This is a genomic window from Brenneria sp. hezel4-2-4 (assembly GCF_013155275.1).
Taxonomy (GTDB): Bacteria; Pseudomonadota; Gammaproteobacteria; order Enterobacterales; family Enterobacteriaceae; genus Brenneria.
Window position 1 is genome coordinate 49120 of sequence record NZ_JABJXS010000014.1, and the last position, 19645, is coordinate 68764.

Annotated in this window: 17 protein-coding genes and 3 pseudogenes; 16 read left to right on the forward strand and 4 right to left on the reverse strand. The window is 52.9% G+C overall.

Features of this window, described 5'->3' with window-relative positions:
• Positions 1 to 10 precede the first annotated feature (10 nt).
• The 9 genes from pilW to HOY33_RS18565 all read left to right on the forward strand — a co-directional run bounded on the left by pilW (position 11) and on the right by HOY33_RS18565 (position 9114).
• On the forward strand, positions 11 to 769 hold the full coding sequence (pilW, locus tag HOY33_RS18525; RefSeq protein WP_172291613.1) for a type IV pilus biogenesis/stability protein PilW: 759 nt from the start codon (positions 11 to 13) through the stop codon (positions 767 to 769).
• Positions 759 to 1763, forward strand: coding sequence for a cytoskeleton protein RodZ (gene rodZ, locus HOY33_RS18530; protein ID WP_172291614.1), 1005 nt, complete (start codon positions 759 to 761; stop codon positions 1761 to 1763). The genes pilW and rodZ overlap by 11 nt, the downstream gene beginning before the upstream one ends.
• Before the next feature lie 48 nt (positions 1764 to 1811).
• Positions 1812 to 2933, forward strand: coding sequence for a flavodoxin-dependent (E)-4-hydroxy-3-methylbut-2-enyl-diphosphate synthase (ispG, locus tag HOY33_RS18535; protein WP_172291615.1), 1122 nt, complete (start codon positions 1812 to 1814; stop codon positions 2931 to 2933).
• Between the two features lie 136 nt (positions 2934 to 3069).
• Positions 3070 to 4344, forward strand: a complete 1275-nt coding sequence (hisS, locus tag HOY33_RS18540; protein WP_172291616.1) for a histidine--tRNA ligase — start codon at positions 3070 to 3072, stop codon at positions 4342 to 4344.
• Between the two features lie 13 nt (positions 4345 to 4357).
• Positions 4358 to 4978, forward strand: coding sequence for a YfgM family protein (locus HOY33_RS18545; protein WP_172291617.1), 621 nt, complete (start codon positions 4358 to 4360; stop codon positions 4976 to 4978).
• A 10-nt stretch (positions 4979 to 4988) separates the two neighbouring features.
• Positions 4989 to 6170 carry an outer membrane protein assembly factor BamB gene (gene bamB / locus HOY33_RS18550; RefSeq protein ID WP_172291618.1) on the forward strand — a complete coding sequence of 394 codons (1182 nt, stop codon included), beginning with the start codon at positions 4989 to 4991 and terminating at the stop codon, positions 6168 to 6170.
• A gap of 146 nt (positions 6171 to 6316) precedes the next feature.
• Complete coding sequence (gene der / locus HOY33_RS18555) at positions 6317 to 7810, forward strand: ribosome biogenesis GTPase Der (RefSeq protein ID WP_172291619.1); 1494 nt, start codon at positions 6317 to 6319, stop codon at positions 7808 to 7810.
• A 92-nt stretch (positions 7811 to 7902) separates the two neighbouring features.
• Positions 7903 to 8862: an AEC family transporter gene (locus tag HOY33_RS18560; RefSeq protein WP_172291620.1), complete on the forward strand. Its 960-nt coding sequence runs from the start codon at positions 7903 to 7905 to the stop codon at positions 8860 to 8862.
• Positions 8863 to 8883: 21 nt separating this feature from the next.
• On the forward strand, positions 8884 to 9114 hold the full coding sequence (locus tag HOY33_RS18565; RefSeq protein ID WP_172291621.1) for a zinc ribbon domain-containing protein: 231 nt from the start codon (positions 8884 to 8886) through the stop codon (positions 9112 to 9114).
• Here the strand turns inward: HOY33_RS18565 and HOY33_RS18570 are convergent.
• From HOY33_RS18570 to xseA, 3 genes are all read right to left on the reverse strand, one after another.
• Positions 9083 to 9454, reverse strand: a complete 372-nt coding sequence (locus HOY33_RS18570) for a protealysin inhibitor emfourin (protein WP_172291622.1) — start codon at positions 9452 to 9454, stop codon at positions 9083 to 9085. The two genes, HOY33_RS18565 and HOY33_RS18570, sit on opposite strands and share 32 nt — an antisense overlap.
• Entirely contained in the window at positions 9451 to 10494 is a 1044-nt protein-coding gene (locus tag HOY33_RS18575) for a M4 family metallopeptidase (protein WP_172291623.1), read from the reverse strand. The genes HOY33_RS18570 and HOY33_RS18575 overlap by 4 nt, the downstream gene beginning before the upstream one ends.
• Positions 10495 to 10573: 79 nt before the next feature.
• On the reverse strand, positions 10574 to 11956 hold the full coding sequence (gene xseA / locus HOY33_RS18580) for an exodeoxyribonuclease VII large subunit (RefSeq protein WP_172291624.1): 1383 nt from the start codon (positions 11954 to 11956) through the stop codon (positions 10574 to 10576).
• Between the two features lie 173 nt (positions 11957 to 12129).
• On the opposite strand from xseA, the gene guaB reads away from it, so the two are divergent.
• The 3 genes and pseudogenes from guaB to HOY33_RS20515 all read left to right on the forward strand — a co-directional run.
• Complete coding sequence (gene guaB / locus HOY33_RS18585; RefSeq protein WP_172291625.1) at positions 12130 to 13596, forward strand: IMP dehydrogenase; 1467 nt, start codon at positions 12130 to 12132, stop codon at positions 13594 to 13596.
• A 99-nt stretch (positions 13597 to 13695) separates the two neighbouring features.
• Positions 13696 to 15273, forward strand: coding sequence for a glutamine-hydrolyzing GMP synthase (guaA, locus tag HOY33_RS18590; RefSeq protein ID WP_172291626.1), 1578 nt, complete (start codon positions 13696 to 13698; stop codon positions 15271 to 15273).
• A gap of 299 nt (positions 15274 to 15572) precedes the next feature.
• Positions 15573 to 15668, forward strand: a pseudogene (locus HOY33_RS20515) (DUF4102 domain-containing protein); the annotation flags it as partial.
• Here HOY33_RS20515 and HOY33_RS20520 read toward each other — a convergent pair.
• Positions 15667 to 15873 (reverse strand): helix-turn-helix transcriptional regulator, encoded by a 207-nt coding sequence (locus tag HOY33_RS20520; RefSeq protein WP_370541775.1) that lies wholly within the window; start codon positions 15871 to 15873, stop codon positions 15667 to 15669. The pseudogene HOY33_RS20515 and the gene HOY33_RS20520 overlap by 2 nt on opposite strands.
• 221 nt (positions 15874 to 16094) lie before the next feature.
• Here HOY33_RS20520 and HOY33_RS20715 point away from each other — a divergent pair.
• The 4 genes and pseudogenes from HOY33_RS20715 to HOY33_RS18610 form a co-directional block, all read left to right on the forward strand.
• Positions 16095 to 16635 (forward strand): annotated as a pseudogene (locus HOY33_RS20715) (transposase); the annotation flags it as partial.
• Positions 16636 to 16776: 141 nt separating this feature from the next.
• Positions 16777 to 17114 (forward strand): annotated as a pseudogene (locus tag HOY33_RS18600) (Tn3 family transposase); the annotation flags it as partial.
• A 459-nt stretch (positions 17115 to 17573) separates the two neighbouring features.
• On the forward strand, positions 17574 to 18638 hold the full coding sequence (locus HOY33_RS18605; protein WP_172291627.1) for a hypothetical protein: 1065 nt from the start codon (positions 17574 to 17576) through the stop codon (positions 18636 to 18638).
• Between the two features lies 1 nt (position 18639).
• The gene (locus tag HOY33_RS18610) at positions 18640 to 19644 is read left to right on the forward strand and encodes an alpha/beta fold hydrolase (RefSeq protein WP_172291628.1); all 1005 of its coding nucleotides are present in this window, start codon (positions 18640 to 18642) and stop codon (positions 19642 to 19644) included.
• The last annotated feature ends 1 nt before the right edge of the window (position 19645 follow it).

The window sequence follows — 19645 nt, forward strand, 5'->3', positions numbered from 1 at the left end:
GGAGTCAGGAATGACGCAACAGTTAACACAGGGAAAAGGGTGGTTGTTGGCCGTCGCGGCCGTGCTGTCGGCGGGGTGCGCGCATTCGCCCCGCGAAGCGGTAAACCCGGCGCTGGCGCAAACCCGCTTGCAGTTGGGGCTGGAGTATCTGGCTCGCAACAACCTTGATGCCGCTCGCCAGAATTTTGAAAAAGCGCTGCAAGCCGCGCCGCAAGACTATCGTACGCAATTAGGCATGGCGCTTTATGAGCAGCGGATAGGTGAAAATCAGGCGGCCGAACAGCGTTATCAATCGGCATTGAGGCTGGCGCCGGAAAACGGTGGCGTAATGAATAATTACGGTGCGTTTCTGTGTGGTTTAGGGCAGTATGTAGCGGCGCAGCGACAGTTTAGCGCCGCGGCGCAACTCCCTGATTACCGTCAGGTTGCCGATGCGTTGGAAAATGCCGGATATTGCTTTTTCAAAGCAGGGCAGAATGATAATGCGCGTAGCGTATTAAGTCGGGCGCTGAAGTATGATCCCGCGAAAGGCGACATGCTTCTGGCAGAAGCGGATAAACAGTTTTCCGCGGGAAAACACGAGCAGGCTCAATTGCTTCTGGATGTTTATCAGCATATTCTTCCGGTCAGCGCCGAAAGTTTATGGTTACAGATTCGTTTCGCCGCGTTGGCGGGCCGTGATGGCGATATTGACCGTTATGGCAAATGGCTGGCGCGAAGTTTTCCACAATCTAAACAGTACCAGCAGTTCTTAGCTAATGAATACTGAAGCCACTCAAGATAATAAAGAATCAACCATTCCTGGCGAACGTCTGCGTCAGGCGCGCGAGCGTCTGGGATTGACCCAGCAGACTGTCGCTGAACGTTTATGCCTTAAGCTTTCCACCGTTCGTGAAATTGAAGAAGGTAATACGCCAACCGATTTGGCGCCGACGTTTTTACGTGGCTATATCCGTTCTTATGCCAAGTTAGTCCACTTGCCCGAGGATGAACTGTTGCCGATGCTGGACAAGCATGTGGCGCCCAGAGTATCCAACGTCGCTCCGATGCAAAGTTTTTCCTTAGGCAAAAGCCGCAAAAAGCGGGATGGCTGGTTAATGACCTTCACCTGGCTGGTGGTGCTTGTCGTCCTGGGGTTGACCGGGGCGTGGTGGTGGCAGAACCATCAGGCGCAGCGGCAGGAAATCAACACCATGGTCGACCACGCCAGTTCGATGCAGGCGCAGAGTGAAGGTCAGTCCGTGCCGTTGATGGGTAACAGCGAGCCGCAGGAGCCGGATGTTTCCGAGGTTGCGCCTTCCGTTCCGGCGGAGGTGCCGACGGATGCCGCCAATGCCAATTCCGCGCCTGAGAACAGCGAATCCGTTCCCCCTTCCGCCGCACAGTCTGCGACGACGCCAGAACCCTCCATGTCTTCACCGCAGCCGTCGGCGGCGGATGATGCGTTGTTGAGCCGGAACGCCACGGCGCCGGCGACCGACACCGCATCCGCTGACAATAGCCAGGCTGCTGTCGCCGCCCCGGCGCTGGTGATGAATTTCAATGCTGATTGCTGGTTGGAGGTTACGGACGCCAGCGGAAAAAAACTGTTCAGCGGCATGCAACGTAATGGCGGCGCTCTAAGCCTGAGCGGTCAAGCGCCCTACCAACTGAGAATCGGCGCGCCGGCTGCGGTACAGATTCAATTTCAAGGTAAGCCGGTCGATTTAAGCCGGTTTGTGAGAAGCAGTCAGGTTGCGCGTCTGACGTTGGCGGCGGAATAACACCGGTTTTACCCGTGCCCGCGATGTTGCAATTTTGGAGAAGAAGTAATGCATAACGCAGCACCCATAACCCGTCGGAAATCAAAGCGGATTTACGTCGGTAAGGTGCCTGTTGGTGACGGCGCGCCGATTGCGGTGCAGTCCATGACCAACACCCGAACCACTGATGTTGAAGCGACGGTTAATCAAATCAAATCACTGGAACGCGTCGGCGTCGATATTGTGCGCGTCTCCGTTCCCACCATGGATGCGGCCGAAGCGTTCAAACTTATCAAACAGCAAGTCAATGTCCCACTCGTCGCCGACATCCATTTTGACTATCGTATCGCGCTGAAAGTGGCGGAATACGGCGTCGACTGCCTGCGGATCAACCCCGGCAACATCGGTAATGAAGAACGTATTCGTTCCGTTGTCGACTGTGCGCGTGATTACAATATCCCGATTCGTATCGGGGTCAACGGCGGATCGCTGGAAAAGGATTTGCAGGAGAAGTACGGCGAGCCGACGCCGGAAGCGTTGCTGGAATCCGCCATGCGCCATGTTGATATTCTCGATCGCCTCAATTTCGATCGGTTTAAAGTCAGCGTGAAAGCGTCCGATGTTTTTCTGGCCGTGGAGTCCTATCGGTTGCTGGCCGCCCGTATCGATCAGCCGTTGCATCTGGGGATTACCGAAGCCGGCGGGGCGCGCAGCGGGGCGGTTAAATCGGCAATAGGACTGGGTCTGCTGTTATCTGAAGGGATCGGTGATACCTTACGTATTTCGCTGGCCGCCGATCCGGTAGAAGAAGTTAAAGTGGGCTTCGATATTCTGAAATCGTTGCGTATCCGTGCTCGCGGCATCAATTTTATCGCCTGTCCGACCTGTTCGCGGCAGGAGTTTGACGTGATTGGTACGGTCAACGCGCTGGAGCAACGGCTGGAAGATATCATCACGCCCATGGATGTATCGATTATCGGTTGTGTGGTCAACGGGCCGGGCGAGGCATTGGTGTCCACCATCGGCGTGACCGGCGGGCACAATAAGAGCGGCTTCTATGAAGACGGCGTGCGCCAGCGAGAACGTTTCGACAACGAACAGATGATCGACCAGCTTGAAGCGAAAATTCGTGCCAAGGCTTCGATGATGGATGAAAGCCAGCGCATTACGGTAAATCTGGTCGATAAATAACCGTGCCGGTGCGGCTTGGGGCCGCCATCCGCATAAGTATGATTCCTGAACCCGATGGGGAACCTGTGCATTGAAGATGCGACACCAATCCCCCTATAATCGGGTTTATTTTTTGAAAAACGGATAGAGAACAGACGTGGCAAAAAATATCCAAGCCATTCGCGGCATGAACGATTACCTCCCGGCCGAAACGGCATTGTGGCAGCGTATTGAAAACAGCTTGAAACAGGTGCTCGGCAGCTACGGCTACAGTGAAATCCGTACCCCTATCGTTGAGCAGACCTCGCTGTTTAAACGTGCCATCGGTGAAGTCACCGATGTGGTTGAAAAAGAGATGTACACCTTTGAGGATCGCAACGGCGACAGTCTGACGTTGCGCCCTGAAAACACCGCTTCGTGCGTTCGCGCCGGTATCGAACACGGTATACTCTACAATCAGGAGCAGCGCCTGTGGTATCTCGGGCCGATGTTTCGTCACGAGCGCCCGCAGAAAGGCCGCTATCGCCAGTTTCATCAACTGGGGTGTGAAGTTTTTGGTCTGCAAGGGCCGGACATCGACGCCGAGTTGATTCTGCTTACTGCCCGCTGGTGGCGGGCGCTGGGTATTTCACAGCATGTTAGGCTGGAACTGAATTCGATTGGCTCGCTGGACGCGCGGGCGAAATACCGTGAAGCGCTGATCGCTTTCCTCGAACAGCATAAAGAAAAGTTGGACGAAGATTGCCTGCGCCGTATGTATACCAATCCGCTGCGGGTGCTGGATTCTAAAAATCCCCAGATTCAGGCGTTGCTGGACGATGCGCCGGCGCTGACCGACTATCTTGATGATGAATCCCGGGCGCACTTTGAGGCATTGGGTGAACTTTTAACGCAGTCCGGTATCCCATATACCGTTAATCCGCGTTTGGTTCGCGGTCTGGATTATTACAACCGCACCGTGTTTGAGTGGGTAACCACCAGTCTGGGCGCTCAGGGCACGGTCTGTGCCGGCGGGCGTTATGACGGCCTGGTCGAGCAACTGGGCGGACATGCGACGCCTGCCGTGGGCTTTGCGATGGGACTGGAGCGGTTGGTTCTGCTGGTGCAGTCCGTCAACCCTGAGTTTAAGGCCCACCCGGGAGTCGATGTTTATCTGATTTCGTCCGGCGAGGGAACGCAACTGGCGGCCATACAGTTGGCGGAGAAATTACGTGATACGCTGCCGCAACTGAAACTGATGACCAACTACGGCGGCGGCAATTTTAAAAAGCAATTTACCCGCGCCGATAAATGGGGCGCGCGCATTGCGCTGGTATTAGGCGAAAACGAAGTGGCGGCTGGTCAGGTGGTGATAAAAAATCTGACCAATGGCGAGCAGGATACATTGGCACAGGCCGACGTCGCCGCGCGGCTGGCAACGTTACTGGATTAAGGAGAGAGACACCGTGGAAGTCTATACCACAGAGAATGAGCAGGTTGATGCGTTGCGTCGTTTCCTCGCTGAAAACGGCAAGGCGTTGGTTGTGGGCGTTGTGCTGGGTGTCGGCGCGCTGATTGGCTGGCGCTTTTGGCTGAATCACCAAAGCAACAGCGTACTGGCGTCATCAACATCTTATCAGCAAATCAGCGACCATCTGGCGAGCGGTAAAGTTGAAGATATCTCGTCAGCGGAGAAATTTGCCGCTGAAAATAAAAACAACTACGGCGTGCTGGCCTCGCTGGAGTTGGCGCGTCATTATGTCGATCAAAATGATTTTGCCAAAGCGGAACAACAGCTGGCGCACGCGCAGTCCCAAACCAAAGATGCCGATTTGCTGTCTCTGGTGAATCTGCGTTTGGCGCGGATCCAGTTGCAAGAGCAAAAAGCCGATGAAGCGTTGAAAACGCTGGATGCCGTCAAGTTAGACGGCTGGGTGGCTCTGGCGGCGGAAGTTCGTGGTGACGCCCTGGCCAGCAAAGGGGATAATCAGGCCGCGCGCGAAGCTTATAATAAAGGTTTGGCCGCTAATCCACCGCAGGCATTGCAAGCATTGCTGCGTATGAAACTGAACAACCTGTCCAGCTAAGAGGAATTCCATGCAACTGCGTAAAACACTTCTGGTAGGACTGGTTTCCGTCGCCCTGCTGAGCGGATGTTCGCTGTTTAACAGCGAGGAAGATGTCGTGACCATGTCTCCATTGCCGACGGTGGAAAATCAGTTCACGCCGACGAAGGTGTGGAGCCGTTCCGTAGGGAGCGGCATCGGCGAGTTCTATTCCAATCTGCACCCGGCCTGGCAGAGCGATCGGGTGTTTGCCGCCGATCGCCGCGGGACGGTAAAAGCGCTCGATCTCAACAGCGGCACTGAAATCTGGCATGCCGATCTGTCGGAAAAAACCGGCTTCCTTTCGCGCAATACACCGGCGTTATTATCCGGCGGCGTCGCGGTCGCGGGTAATCATGTTTATGTCGGCAGTGAAAGAGCGCAGGTATTTGCGCTGAACGCCGAAGACGGCTCCCCGGTATGGCAAACCAACGTCGCGGGCGAAGTGCTTTCGCGTCCGGTAAGCAGCGATGGCGTCGTGCTGGTTCATACCAGCAATGGGATGCTGCAAGCGCTGGATGAAACGGATGGCGCGATTAAGTGGACGGTTAATCTGGATATGCCGACGCTTTCTTTGCGCGGCGAATCGGCGCCGACCACGGCGTTTGGCGCGGCCATCGTCGGCGGCGATAACGGCCGGGTCAATGCGGTGCTGATCGAACAGGGCCAGTTAATCTGGCAGCAGCGTATTTCACAACCCAGCGGGGCGACTGAAATCGATCGCCTGAACGATGTCGATACCACGCCGGTTGTTGTGGGCGAGGTCGTGTACGCGCTGGGTTATAACGGCAACATGACGGCGCTGGATCTGCGTTCCGGTCAGATCTTGTGGAAACGGGAACTGGGTTCGGTGCACGATTTCATCGTTGATGGCGACCGCATTTATCTGGTCGATCAGGATGACCGCGTTGTGGCGTTGAACACCAACGGCGGAGTGAATCTGTGGCGTCAGAGCGAGTTGTTGCACCGTAACCTGACGGCGCCTGTGCTGTATAACGGCTATCTGGTGGTAGGGGATACCGAAGGGTATCTGCACTGGCTGAATACGTCGGACGGTCGCTTTGTGGTTCAGCAAAAAGTGGATAGTTCAGGTTTCCTGAGCAAGCCGGTGATCGCCAGCGACAAGCTGCTTATTCAGGCGAAGAACGGCGAAGTTTACGCCTTCACCCGCTAGTTAAGAAGACAGAACCTTTGGATCGCTGCCGGTTGCAGATACGATCCCCCAACGGCTCCTGACAGTATCAGGGGCCGTTTCGTCTTTTATCGTCAGCGAGTAATTTCGCTGTAACGTATTGAAATATAAGTAATGAGGTTGTAACAATGATACCTGTCGTCGCGCTGGTCGGACGTCCGAACGTGGGGAAATCCACTTTATTTAACCGCTTAACGCGTACGCGTGATGCATTGGTGGCGGATTTCCCGGGGTTGACGCGTGACCGCAAGTATGGCCGTGCAGAAGTGGAAGGCCATGAGTTTATCATCGTCGATACCGGCGGCATCGATGGCACGGAAGACGGTGTGGAAACCCGAATGGCGGGGCAGTCGCTGGTGGCGATTGAAGAGGCCGACATCGTGTTGTTTATGGTGGATGCCCGTGCGGGACTTATGCCCGCCGACCAGGGCATCGCCCAACATTTGCGCAGCCGCCAGAAAGCAACTTTTCTGGTCGCCAATAAAACGGACGGTATTGACCCCGATACCGTCATCGGCGATTTCTATTCGCTGGGAATGGGGGAGATTTATCCGATAGCGGCTTCCCACGGACGCGGCGTCACCTCCTTGCTGGAAAAAGTGCTGTTGCCGTTTGTGCAGAGCGATGAGTCCGCCTCTGTTGAACTGACGGAAGAAGAAGAGAACGCCGCTTACTGGGCGGAGCAGCTTGCACAAGAGCAGGGTGCTGAAAAAGCCGAGGCGGAGGAAGACGATTTTAACCCGGAAGATCTGCCGATCAAGCTGGCTATCGTCGGCCGCCCCAACGTGGGGAAATCCACGCTGACCAACCGTATTCTGGGTGAAGAGCGCGTGGTGGTTTACGATATGCCGGGCACCACGCGTGACAGTATTTACATTCCGATGGTGCGTGATGAACGAGAATATGTGCTGATCGATACCGCCGGGGTGCGTAAACGCGGCAAAGTAACCGATACGGTTGAAAAATTCTCGGTGATTAAAACGTTGAAGGCGATTGAAGACGCCAACGTTGTGATGCTGGTCATTGACGCCCGTGAAGGTATTTCCGATCAGGATCTTTCATTATTGGGCTTTATCCTCAATAGCGGGCGCTCACTGGTGATCGTGGTCAACAAGTGGGACGGCCTATCACCGGACGTTCGCGATCAAGTCAAGGAAACGCTGGATTTGCGCCTCGGCTTTATCGATTTTGCCCGTATTCATTTCATCTCGGCGTTGCATGGCAGCGGCGTGGGCAATCTGTTCGAGTCGGTGATTGAAGCCTACACGTGCGCCACCCGCCGGGTGGGCACCTCCATGCTGACCCGCATTATGCAGATGGCGGCGGACGACCATCAGCCGCCGCTGGTACGTGGGCGCCGGGTGAAGCTTAAATATGCGCATGCCGGCGGCTACAACCCGCCGATTGTGGTGATCCACGGTAATCAGGTCAAAGATCTGCCCGATTCCTACAAACGTTATCTGATGAATTACTACCGCCGCTCGCTGGATGTGATGGGAACGCCGATCCGCATCCAGTTCAAAGAGGGGGAAAACCCCTTTGCGGATAAGCGCAACACATTGACGCCAAACCAGTTACGCAAGCGTAAACGTTTGATGCAGCATCTTAAAAAGAGCAAATAATGAATAAGCGGGGCGGATAGCAATATTCGCCCCGCATTGTTGAGTAGCGACCATGATTGAATGGCGATCATGCTGAATCATTAAGGGCATTTATGTCTTGGGAAACCTGGAGTTTTGCATTTAACGTTACAATGCCGAATCTGTTGATGCTGCTGATGGGAATGGCGTTGCGGAAAATAGGCATGCTGAACGATGCCTTTTGCGATTCAGCCATGCGACTGGTATTCAATTTATCTCTCCCGTGCTTGCTGTTTTTCAGCGTGGCCACCAACCACCAGTCGATTATTGAGCAACTGCCGCTGGTCATTTACGGCGTTATCGGTACGCTGGCCACCTTTCTGCTGCTTGAAGTGGCGGCTATTCGTTTGGTTAAAGAACCGACCGAGCGTGGGGTTTTTGTTCAGGGCGGATTTCGATCGAATACCGGAATTATGGGGCTGGCGTTTGCCATGAGCGCCTATGGCGAAGAGGGGGTAGCCGTCGGATCGCTGTATTTGATTGTCACGGTGATTATGTTTAACGCGCTGTCGGTGATCACCCTGACGCGCAGCCTGCATAATAAATCGCACGGTCAGGGCATCAGCAAGCGTGAACTGTTGATGAGTATCGCCACCAATCCGCTGATTATCGGCTTACTGAGCGGATTGCTCTATTCACAAAGCCGGCTGCCGATGCCCGGGGTGATCCATCAGACCGGAAGTTTTATCGCTTCGTTGGCTCTGCCGTTAGCCTTGCTGTGCGCCGGCGCCAGCCTTGACTGGCGTAGTATGTTCCGATCGTCCAATGTCGCACTGCTCTCTTCCACGGCTAAACTATTGATCGTGCCGGCGATACTGACGTTGGGCGGATGGCTGGTAGGTTTTCGCGGGGTGACGCTCGGCGTTATTTTTCTGTTTTCCGCCACGCCGACGGCGGCGGGCAGCTATGTCATGACCAGGGCAATGGGCGGAAATGCGACGCTGGCGGCCAATATTATTGGCTTAACCACCGCAGGTTCGTTCTTTGTCATCGCGCTGGGACTCTATTTCTTACGTTCGCTGGGTGTGATTTAGGTATTTCAGAGAGGAGAAAAAATGGAAGCCATCTGTCCACAATGCCACCACGCGATGACGTGGCAAAACGGCGATGTGTTCGGTTGTCCTCACTGCCGGCAGCGTTATCGGCGCGCGGCATATTGTCCCGAATGCCGGCACGAGCTTCAGACGTTAAAAGCCTGCGGGGCGCTGGACTATTTTTGCCAGCAAGGGCACGGGCTGATCTCCAGCAAGCGCGTCATTTTCGACTATCTTCCTGTCGATCGGTGATGGATGTGCCATTGCGCCAGAGCGCTTCCAACTCCTTAGGCGCGGACTGCTCCGGGATCAGTAAAATTGCCTCGGCATACTGATTCTTTTGCGGGTGGCTATAGCTGATGTGAATGCGGTAATAGAACTGATCGCCGCGGCCGGGGCCGTCCGGCTCGCCGGGTTCTCTGGCTTGCGGGAGCGCGTCGCGCAGCGCGCGGCACAGACGCTCCCGCTCCGCCGACGGCATCGTCGCCAGTGCGAAACGTCGCTGCCCGGCCAGTTTGGGCAGCCAGGCAATCCCTCCCTCGCGCGCCAGCTCGACAATGGCGTCATCGGTAAGCTCAGGCAGGGTTTTCATACGTTATCCATCGTCGATACCACCCCTACTTTTTCCCAGGATTGTTTAATGATATCGGCGACGGCCCGATCGAAACGCTGTGCGGCATGGTGGATGGTAAGGCGGGAAAAAACCTCAAAATCGGCATTCTGCGGCAAAGATTTATCGCACAGCGTGTCATACCAGATTCTGCCGGCTTTTTCCCAGGAATAACCGCCCAGTTCGCTTGCCGCCAGATAGAACGCCCGATTCGGTATCCCGGAGTTCAGGTGTACGCCGCCGTTGTCTTCGCGGGTGTTGATATAGTCATTCATGTGCGCCGGCTGCGGATCCGTTCCCAGCAGCAGGTCGTCATAGGCCGTTCCCGGATTCGACATAGAGCGCAGACCGCTGCCGTGGATCCCCTCGGCAAGCAACTCCTCGCCAATCATCCAGTCTGCCTGCTCCGCGGTTTGCCCGCGGTGAAATTGTTTTACCATGGATGCAAAAACGTCGGACAGCGATTCGTTCAGAGCGCCGGATTGTCTGAAATAGATTAAGTCCGCTTCGCTTTCTATCACGCCATGCGTCAGTTCATGCGCCACGATATCGATGGCGATAGTAAAGCGGTTGAAGATTTTGCCGTCGCCGTCGCCGAATACCATCTGTTGTCCGTTCCAGAACGCATTTTGATAATCCTGACCGTAATGTACCGTACCGGCGAGCGTCAGCCCCTGATTATCAAGCGAATTTCGCTGAAACGTCCGCCAGAAGAAATCATAGGTGGCGCCCAGGTAATCATAGGCTTCATCGACGGCGATATCGCCGTTGCTGCTTTGTCCTTCCGCCCGCACTTGTTTGCCAGGCAACTGCTGCTGGTTTTCCGCATCATAAATCTCGCGGTGCGCCTGACCCGCGACAGCCAGCGCGTGAGGCGCCGGTCTGGGATGCGTGGTTACCATCAGAGACTGAACATGCATTAAGGTCTGCTGGGCGCAGTGACGCTCGGCCTCTGAACCATTAGCGATAATACGATGCAAGATGTAGGGAGGGATTACGCTGTGAATCGGTCTGGACTTCATACCTCTATCTCCTTGAGAAGGTGGTCATCGGCAATTCAGACGTTCAGCTACAGCCGTAAGTATAACCCAGAAGCAGGCGCTAGGTTCGGCGCTTTTTGACTATTGGTGCCGTCGACTTTTCCGCCACTAGCGCAGTGACCTGGCTTTCGATCCAGCCATCCCGCAGGCGGGTTTTTAAGGTATCGCCCGGCGCAGTTTGGGCAATGTTCTTCAGCACCCGTCCATCGGGCGTGGTGGTAACGTTATAACCGCGCGCCAGCGTCGCCAACGGGCTGACGCCTTCCAGATGCGAGCAGGCGACGCCCAATCGCTGTTTGTGCTGATTGAGCTGACGTTCAATGGCATGCCGCATCTGATACTGTAACTGCTGCAAGCGTTGCTGCGCACGATGAATTTTCGGTTGCGGCTGTTGCTGAATCAGGCGCTGTTGTATACGTTCACTGCGGCGCGATAGTTGCCTGAGCTGTAACTGCATAGCCTCATCCAGCCGCTGGCGCAGTTTAATCAGTTGGGTTTGCTGGCGAGCCAGCCTAAGCTGCGGATGCTGCTGCTGTAAGCGATGGTTTAAGCGGGTAAACTCGCGATTGCGCTGGGCCAGATAATAATCCATCGCCATTTCCAGCCGCTGACGCTGGGATTGTATCTGGCGCAGCAGTTCAAGCTGATTGCGGCTGACCAGCTCCGCCGCGGCGGAAGGCGTCGGGGCGCGTAAATCGCCGACAAAATCGGCGATGGTGACATCGGTTTCATGGCCGACCGCGCTGACGATGGGAATGCGGCTGGCGAAAATCGCCCGGGCGACGCGCTCATCGTTAAAGCTCCATAAATCCTCCAGCGAACCGCCGCCGCGGCCGACGATCAGCACGTCGCATTCATTACGCCGGTTAGCCAGTTCAATGGCGCGCACAATTTGCAGCGGCGCTTCGCTGCCCTGTACGGCGGTGGGGTAGACCACCACCGGCAGCGAAGGATCGCGCCGTTGCAATACCTGCAAAATATCATGCAGCGCCGCGCCGCTGGCGGAGGTCACCACCCCGACCTGTCGGGCCGGACTCGGCAATACCTGTTTAAACTGCTGATCGAAAAGCCCCTCTTCGGCCAGGCGCTGTTTTAATTGCTCAAACTGCTGTTGCAGCAGCCCGTCGCCCGCCGGCTGCATACTTTCCGCCAGCAGTTGGTAATCGCCGCGGGGTTCGTACAGCGTGATCGCCGCGCGTATCAGTACCTGCTGACCGTTTTGCGGACGAAAGGTGACGCGGCGGTTACTGTTGCGGAACATGGCGCAACGTACCTGCGCGCGTTCATCTTTCAGCGTGAAGTACCAGTGGCCGGATGAGGGCTGAGAAAAGTTGGAGATTTCGCCGGAAAGCCATATCTGGCCCATTTCCATTTCCAGCAGTTGCCGAACCGTCTGGTTCAGGCGGCTGACGGTAAAAATTGCAGAGGAGGGAAATTGAGACATTGTGAGCCAGATCAAATTTTAAAACAGTGACTTAATTGATCGATACTACCTGCCTGCAACAGGTAATCAAGCATTTTATTAAAAATAGTGCTGGAGGCAACCGGTTACGCTCTGTATAATGCCACGGCAATATTTTATCCGTTCTTAACATCCACCTTGGTGAGATATTGCCCATGTTACGTATCGCTAAAGAAGCACTGACGTTTGACGACGTTCTCCTTGTTCCCGCACACTCTACTGTCCTGCCTAACACGGCTGATTTGACTACCCAACTGACGAAAACCATCCGTCTGAATATCCCTATGCTATCCGCGGCGATGGATACCGTAACGGAATCCAATCTGGCGATTGCGCTGGCTCAGGAAGGCGGTCTGGGATTTATTCATAAAAATATGTCCATTGAGCGTCAGGCTGAAGAAGTCAGCCGCGTTAAAAAATATGAAAGCGGTGTGGTTGTCGATCCGCAAACCGTTACGCCCGCCACCACGCTGCGTCAGGTAAAAGAGCTGACCGAACGTAACGGGTTTGCGGGTTATCCGGTTGTGACGGAAAGCAACGAGCTGGTGGGGATTATTACCGGCCGTGACGTGCGTTTTGTCACCGATCTGGAAAAACCGGTCAGCGCCGTGATGACGCCGAAAGAACGTCTGGTCACGGTAAAAGACGCGGAAGCGCGTGACGTCGTGCTGCAAAAAATGCATGAAAAACGTGTGGAAAAAGCGTTGGTTATCGACGATGAATTCCACCTGCTCGGCATGATCACCGTAAAAGATTTCCAGAAAGCCGAGCGTAAACCCAACGCCTGTAAAGATGAGCACGGTCGCTTGCGAGTCGGGGCGGCGGTCGGCGCCGGCGAAGGCAACGAAGAACGTATTGATGCGCTGGTCGCGGCAGGGGTTGATGTGCTGTTGATTGACTCCTCGCACGGTCATTCCGAAGGCGTATTGCAGCGTATCCGCGAAACCCGCGCCAAATACCCGGATCTGCAAATCATCGGCGGCAACGTGGCGACGGGAGCCGGTGCGAAAGCGCTGGCGGACGCGGGCGTCAGCGCGGTGAAAGTCGGTATCGGCCCGGGTTCCATTTGCACCACCCGTATCGTTACCGGCGTCGGCGTGCCGCAAATTACCGCTATTTCCGATGCGGTTGAGGCCCTGGAAGGCACCGGTATTCCGGTTATCGCCGATGGCGGTATTCGTTTTTCCGGCGATATCGCCAAGGCGATTGCCGCGGGCGCCGCCTGCGTGATGGTGGGGTCGATGCTGGCGGGAACGGAAGAGTCTCCCGGCGAAATCGAACTGTATCAGGGCCGTTCCTTCAAATCTTACCGCGGCATGGGTTCGCTGGGCGCGATGTCCAAAGGATCTTCCGATCGTTATTTCCAAAGCGACAACGCCGCGGACAAGCTGGTGCCGGAAGGTATTGAAGGCCGCGTGGCTTACAAAGGCCGCCTGAAAGAGATTGTCCACCAGCAAATGGGCGGTCTGCGTTCCTGTATGGGTCTGACCGGATGCGGCACGATAGATGCGCTGCGCACGCAGGCTGAGTTTGTGCGCATCAGCGGCGCCGGCATTCAGGAAAGCCATGTCCATGACGTTACCATTACCAAGGAATCACCGAATTACCGTATGGGTTCATAAGGTATTTGTCGGCTGATTTAAACAGTTAAACCCGGTAATATTCGCCGGGTTTACTTACTTTTTAGCTTTTATATTATTCGCATTTGGAATATGCCTCTCATGACAGAAAATATTCATCAACACCGCATTCTTATTCTGGATTTCGGCTCGCAGTACACGCAACTGGTTGCACGGCGTATCCGTGAATTGGGCGTTTATTGTGAACTTTGGGCATGGGATGTTACTGAAGCGCAGATCCGCGAATTCAATCCTAACGGGATTATCCTTTCCGGCGGCCCGGAAAGTACCACTGAATTTAACAGCCCGCGCGCGCCGGAATATGTTTTCCAGGCCGGCGTACCGGTTTTAGGCGTTTGCTACGGCATGCAGACCATGGCGATGCAGTTGGGGGGCCAGGTTGAAGGCTCCAACGAACGCGAGTTCGGCTATGCGCAGGTGGAAGTGAAAACCGACAGCCTGCTGGTGCGTGATATTCAGGATGCGTTGAGCGCCGCTGGCGCGCCGCTGCTGGATGTCTGGATGAGCCACGGCGATAAAGTCACGGCGATCCCCGACGGGTTCGTGACCGTCGCCAGCACCGATACCTGTCCGTTCGCCATTATGGCTAACGAAGAAAAACATTTTTACGGCGTGCAGTTCCACCCGGAAGTGACCCATACCCGTCAGGGGCAGCGCATGTTAGAGCGCTTTGTCCGTGATATCTGCCAGTGTGAAGCTCTGTGGACGCCCGCCAAGATTATCGACGACGCGGTAGCGCGTCTGCGCCAGCAGGTGGGGAACGATCGCGTGATCCTTGGTCTGTCCGGCGGCGTAGACTCCTCGGTAACCGCGATGCTGCTGCACCGCGCCATCGGCAATCGTCTGACCTGCGTATTTGTGGATAACGGCTTGCTGCGTTTAAACGAAGCCGATCAGGTACTGGAAATGTTTGGCGACCACTTTGGTCTGAACATTATTCACGTACCGGCGGAAGATCGTTTCCTGAGCGCGCTGGCCGGTGTGGATGAACCGGAAGCGAAACGTAAAATCATTGGTCGGGTGTTTGTTGAAGTCTTTGACGAAGAAGCCAGCAAGCAGTCTGAAGTGAAATGGCTGGCGCAGGGCACCATCTACCCTGACGTGATTGAGTCCGCGGCTTCCGCAACGGGTAAGGCGCACGTCATCAAGTCTCACCATAACGTCGGCGGCCTGCCGAAAGAGATGAAACTGGGTCTGGTTGAGCCGCTGAAAGAGCTGTTCAAAGATGAAGTGCGCAAGATTGGTCTGGAACTGGGCTTGCCGTACAACATGCTATACCGTCATCCGTTCCCGGGGCCGGGCCTTGGCGTGCGCGTACTGGGCGAAGTGAAAAAAGAATACTGCGACCTGCTGCGTCGCGCCGATGCGATCTTCATTGAAGAACTGCATAAAGCCGACCTGTACAACAAGGTCAGCCAGGCATTTACCGTCTTCCTGCCGGTTCGTTCCGTCGGCGTCATGGGCGATGGTCGTAAATATGACTGGGTAGTCGCCCTGCGGGCGGTAGAAACCATCGACTTTATGACCGCTCACTGGGCGCACCTGCCTTACGAATTCCTCGGCCGCGTATCCAACCGCATCATCAACGAAGTGGATGGCATCTCCCGCGTGGTTTACGACGTATCGGGCAAGCCGCCGGCGACGATTGAGTGGGAGTGATCCAAAGTTCTTCAGGAACTATCGCCAACTAGCGAAAAATCGCCATAACAGTTTGATTTATAAATAAATGGGTTATGGCGACTATCGGTGACTATCGCCGGCCAGCGGAACAGGCTGGCGGTAGACGCGACGGTAAAACAAGAGACCCGGATTATGACCCTCCCGTTGATGATTGATTCTTTTTCGGTCATGACGGTAAAAATTCCTTCCAAAAGCGAGACATGACGCGGCTTTCGGGGCATCTTCAGACTTCCTGACCCCTGACGGTAAAAACCGCCATTGAACAGGAGGAAAGCGCGATGCTCACCGACACCGCACTACGCAATCTCAAGCCCAAAGCCAGACTGTACAAGGTTTCCGACCGGGACGGCATGTATGTCATGGTGGCTAATGCTAACCAAGACTGTCGGTTTTTATGCGACCCCGCTCGTCCGGGCGGGGTTTTCGTAAATGAATATCGGGCTTAATTGCCGTTCTTGCTGAACCAGTGAGCGCAGCTTGTTTGCGTGCTTCAATCCATTTTTCTACTTCATCCAGATCCCATACGACACAACGCGGCGTCAGATTGAAACGCTGTGGAAATTCTCCACGACGTTCCATCTCGTAGATCGTTGTTTCCGATAACGGTACGATTTGACGCAACTCCTGGCGCTGGATCTGGATAGTCCGGCGAAAGGGAAGGGGCAATGCCGGGAATATTGTGGCAGCGCTTCGTAGGCTTTAGTACCGAGGAAAGGTGATGCTCTATTGGAATCCCGTTCCGTGGTGCCTGTTTTAATCTCTGGTGGTTGCGCTGGATATCTCTCATCTTCGGCTACCTTCTGGTAGAAGACATCTTCAGTCGTAAAATCGTGGGATATGAAGTACATGAAACAGAAAGTGGCGAACCGGCGGCAGAGCTGATACAGCGCACGGTTCTGAGGGAGGGATGCTGGCGGTGCGCCGGTACTGCATGCCGATAATGGCACGGCGGTGAAGTCACAGACGTTGCAAATGAAGCTTTATGAGTTGGCAATAACACCGTCTCAAACCGGCCAAGGGTCAGTAACGATAACGCGTATGTGGAATTCCTGTTCAGGACGCTGAAATATGTACAGCAGTAGCCGTCATCGGGGTTCAGCAAGCTGGATGAGGCACGGGAATGGGGAGAGTGTTTTACGCAGCGGCACAACGAAAACCATCGGCATAGCGGCATCAGGTATGATGACGCCGGGCCAACGGCACCGAGGCGAAGATAGTGCGCTGTTGAAGAAACGGGATGAAGTATACTAAAAGGCAAAAGCGTAGCGTTCTGAATGCTGGTCAGGAAGGACACGAAACTGGCAATCGACAGGAACAGTAATGCTGAATCCAGAGCGGGAAAAAACAGGTAGCTTCAATCAACTGGGGGTGCCAACTACCTTGACACTTACCAGGATGGCGGCGGGGGCGGTAACAGCATACATCTGAACCTATTTCAGTTAAAACCAGCATTCCGGCATAATGACCGCCTCCTGATGGAGAAGCTACTGTGATGGGATGATGCCTGGTGTCGGTTCGCTGAAACTGGGGACCATTTATGCGTCAGCGCTCATCCGATCGCTGTTGCGAAGCACCCAACCGTCAGGGCTGACACAGACGACAAAGGAGGCTGGAAGAGTTAATAGAGAACGGTATCTTCTTAACTCTATTGATGATGAGGATTATCGTCGCTGGATCCTGAAGAAGAGCATATCACACGACTTTTGCCCTGATGCATGGTCATATCAACATGCTGGGGCATTCGTTCACGTTACCGGAAGATATTATGACAGGTGTTGAGATCATTGAATTTAAATACAAACAATGAATTATCTCCTTAGTGTGGTTTTTTACATCGGCCGTCCTCAAACCTCGATTAGCCGTGGCAATTTAATTCTTGGTTAAAAATTGCACCAATGTTAAGAATCATAAATTTCATATGCTATTTTTTAGATTTAAATCAAATTTCGTTGATTATTCCCATTGAATTTAAATTCTTTATTTTATTTAAAAATAAAAACAATACCCCCATATACTTAATAAATTTAGTGTTTTTTACCATTAATTATATTAATTTTAGTGAATGATAATGTTTTTCGCTAAAGTGGTTTATATACGGATAAATAAAAAATATTGATATATTTTTGATGGCTGATAGCATCTGCCCCTCTCAGGAAAAGAGTTTATCTAATAGAAAGAACGGAGAAAGTCGCCAGGTAGCGAGGCGACGGTTTTTTTTGGCTTCAGGACAATGATTATGCATAAAAATTATTACATTATTAATCTAATAGTGCGGAGTAATGCAGCCTGATATGATGCAAACGCTAATTAATGCATCGCTAAGTGCTGAGGCTAAAGCAGTCGTTGCCCATGCTTATAATTCAGGTGTCTCACAATCAGTAACTACAATTATAGAAGTAGAAAATGAAAGGACTCTTAGCGATGAGATATTACACGAATTTATAGTTGCTGGCTGGGGAGAAGAACTTGCTAAATATACTGAATTCAGAGAAGTTCCAGATGCAACAAATTGTGAAGCTATACGTCAAGTCCAGTTATCGGTCCAAAATGGTGCGGCCTTATTTGCAATATGTAAAGTAGTAACTAACGATTATAATCGGTACTACCTTTCAATCCATCATGCTTTGGCAGATGAAAAAACTCTTAGTTTGATTAAAAATATTGTTAATGTGTTTTGCGTTGGTAAGTCAGATATTGCGCTGAAAAATATGAATCAGGGCAGGTTGTTATATCGGAACTATATAGAACGACAACGTATTCTGGCTAAAACCGAAAAATGCGTGTCGTATCAATCGATGATACCAGTCAGACTGTCACAAACAGGGCCAATAGCGTGGAATAAGAAATGCACAAGAATAAATATACACAGAAGGATAAAGGTTGGTAGCACTAATAATGAAGTGTCACTACTCAATAAAATATTGCCTTATTTGTGTGATGCCGGCGTTATTTCAGAAGGTAGTATAGCGTGTTCGTCTCATGACTGGCGTTTACCGTACGAATCGGCAGCAATAGGCATGATGACCGGCCTTGTTGCTCTTCCTGTGAATACAGGTGCAATGAATTACCTGCAAACCAGCTTAGAGAGTTGTATCCGATATCATTCAGCTATGTCTGAGGTTTTGAGGTGTTGCCGTGCGTCTGAATTGTTTATCAATGGTTCTATGCCACGAGGGATTCCTTCATCGCAAGTAGTGGGTAGCATTTTCCCCGTTGGAATAAATATTCAGCGCATAAATTCATCAGAGTTCCGGTTAGATATGGAAGGTCCTTTTTGTAGTAGGTCTGCCGTCAATAACCTGCTTATTAACCTTACTGAAGCCCTGTCGGAAAGAAGGAAATAAAATGACTAATAACGTTGAAATATATAAGAGAGTATTTGCAGATGAAGTGCAGCGCATAACTAATATATTTAGTGAAGTCCTTGGAATAAAAAATATTGCCTCAAGTGATAACTTTTTCAAACTTGGAGGCGACTCTTTTGATGCGATTCGTGCCATATCAAAGTTAGGGAATGATCTTCAACTGGTCACTTTTTTCGAACACCCAACAGTTGAAGATTTAGCGAAATTCATTCTCTCAGGACAAGGAAAAACTCAGCTACGACTGGTCCCTCTGTATGACAATGCCTCAGCTTGCGGGTCAACAGTCGTCATTGGTGTGCCGTTTGGTGGGGGAGATCCAACAGCATATCAGGATCTTTTTCGTAGGAACCATGATGTACGAGTTTTTGGGGTGGATTTTGGTGATATTGAACTTGTTAAAGAATCAGAATTTCTTTTGCTTATTAATATTATTGCTGCTGAGATCGAAAAAATTGATGCCAAACACCTCATTATTTACGGCCATTGCGCTGGGGCAGCGACTGCGGCCTGTATCGCTTCGGCTTTAGAACCTATTGAAAATCACCTGTCTCTGATTGTTGCAGCGGCGAAGCCAATGGATGACCCGGATGCTGCAATTCAAGAAGCCGATGCAACATCTGATGACTCATGGGAGCAATTCCTCAGATCCATAGGCGCATTTTCTGGGCTGGAGAGTGCAGAAATTCACGCGATGCTCTCCAGAGGCCGTAGAGACCATCGTATTGCTGCAACTGCTTACAGAACCCTAGCTAAAAAACCTGCTCGTGGAGTGCCAGCTCTGGTGTTGTTGGGTGATGAAGATCCTGTTACCCCGACCTCTCATCATGCCGACATCATAGAGCATTGGCGGCGCTTTATTGATGTTGTTGACTCAAAGAGTCTGGCTGGAGGCGATCACTATTTTTTAAGTACGCACCCAGATGAGGTTGCTGATGCAGTTCTGTCATTCGAAGGACATTGTTTATTAAGAACACCTAGATCGTAAG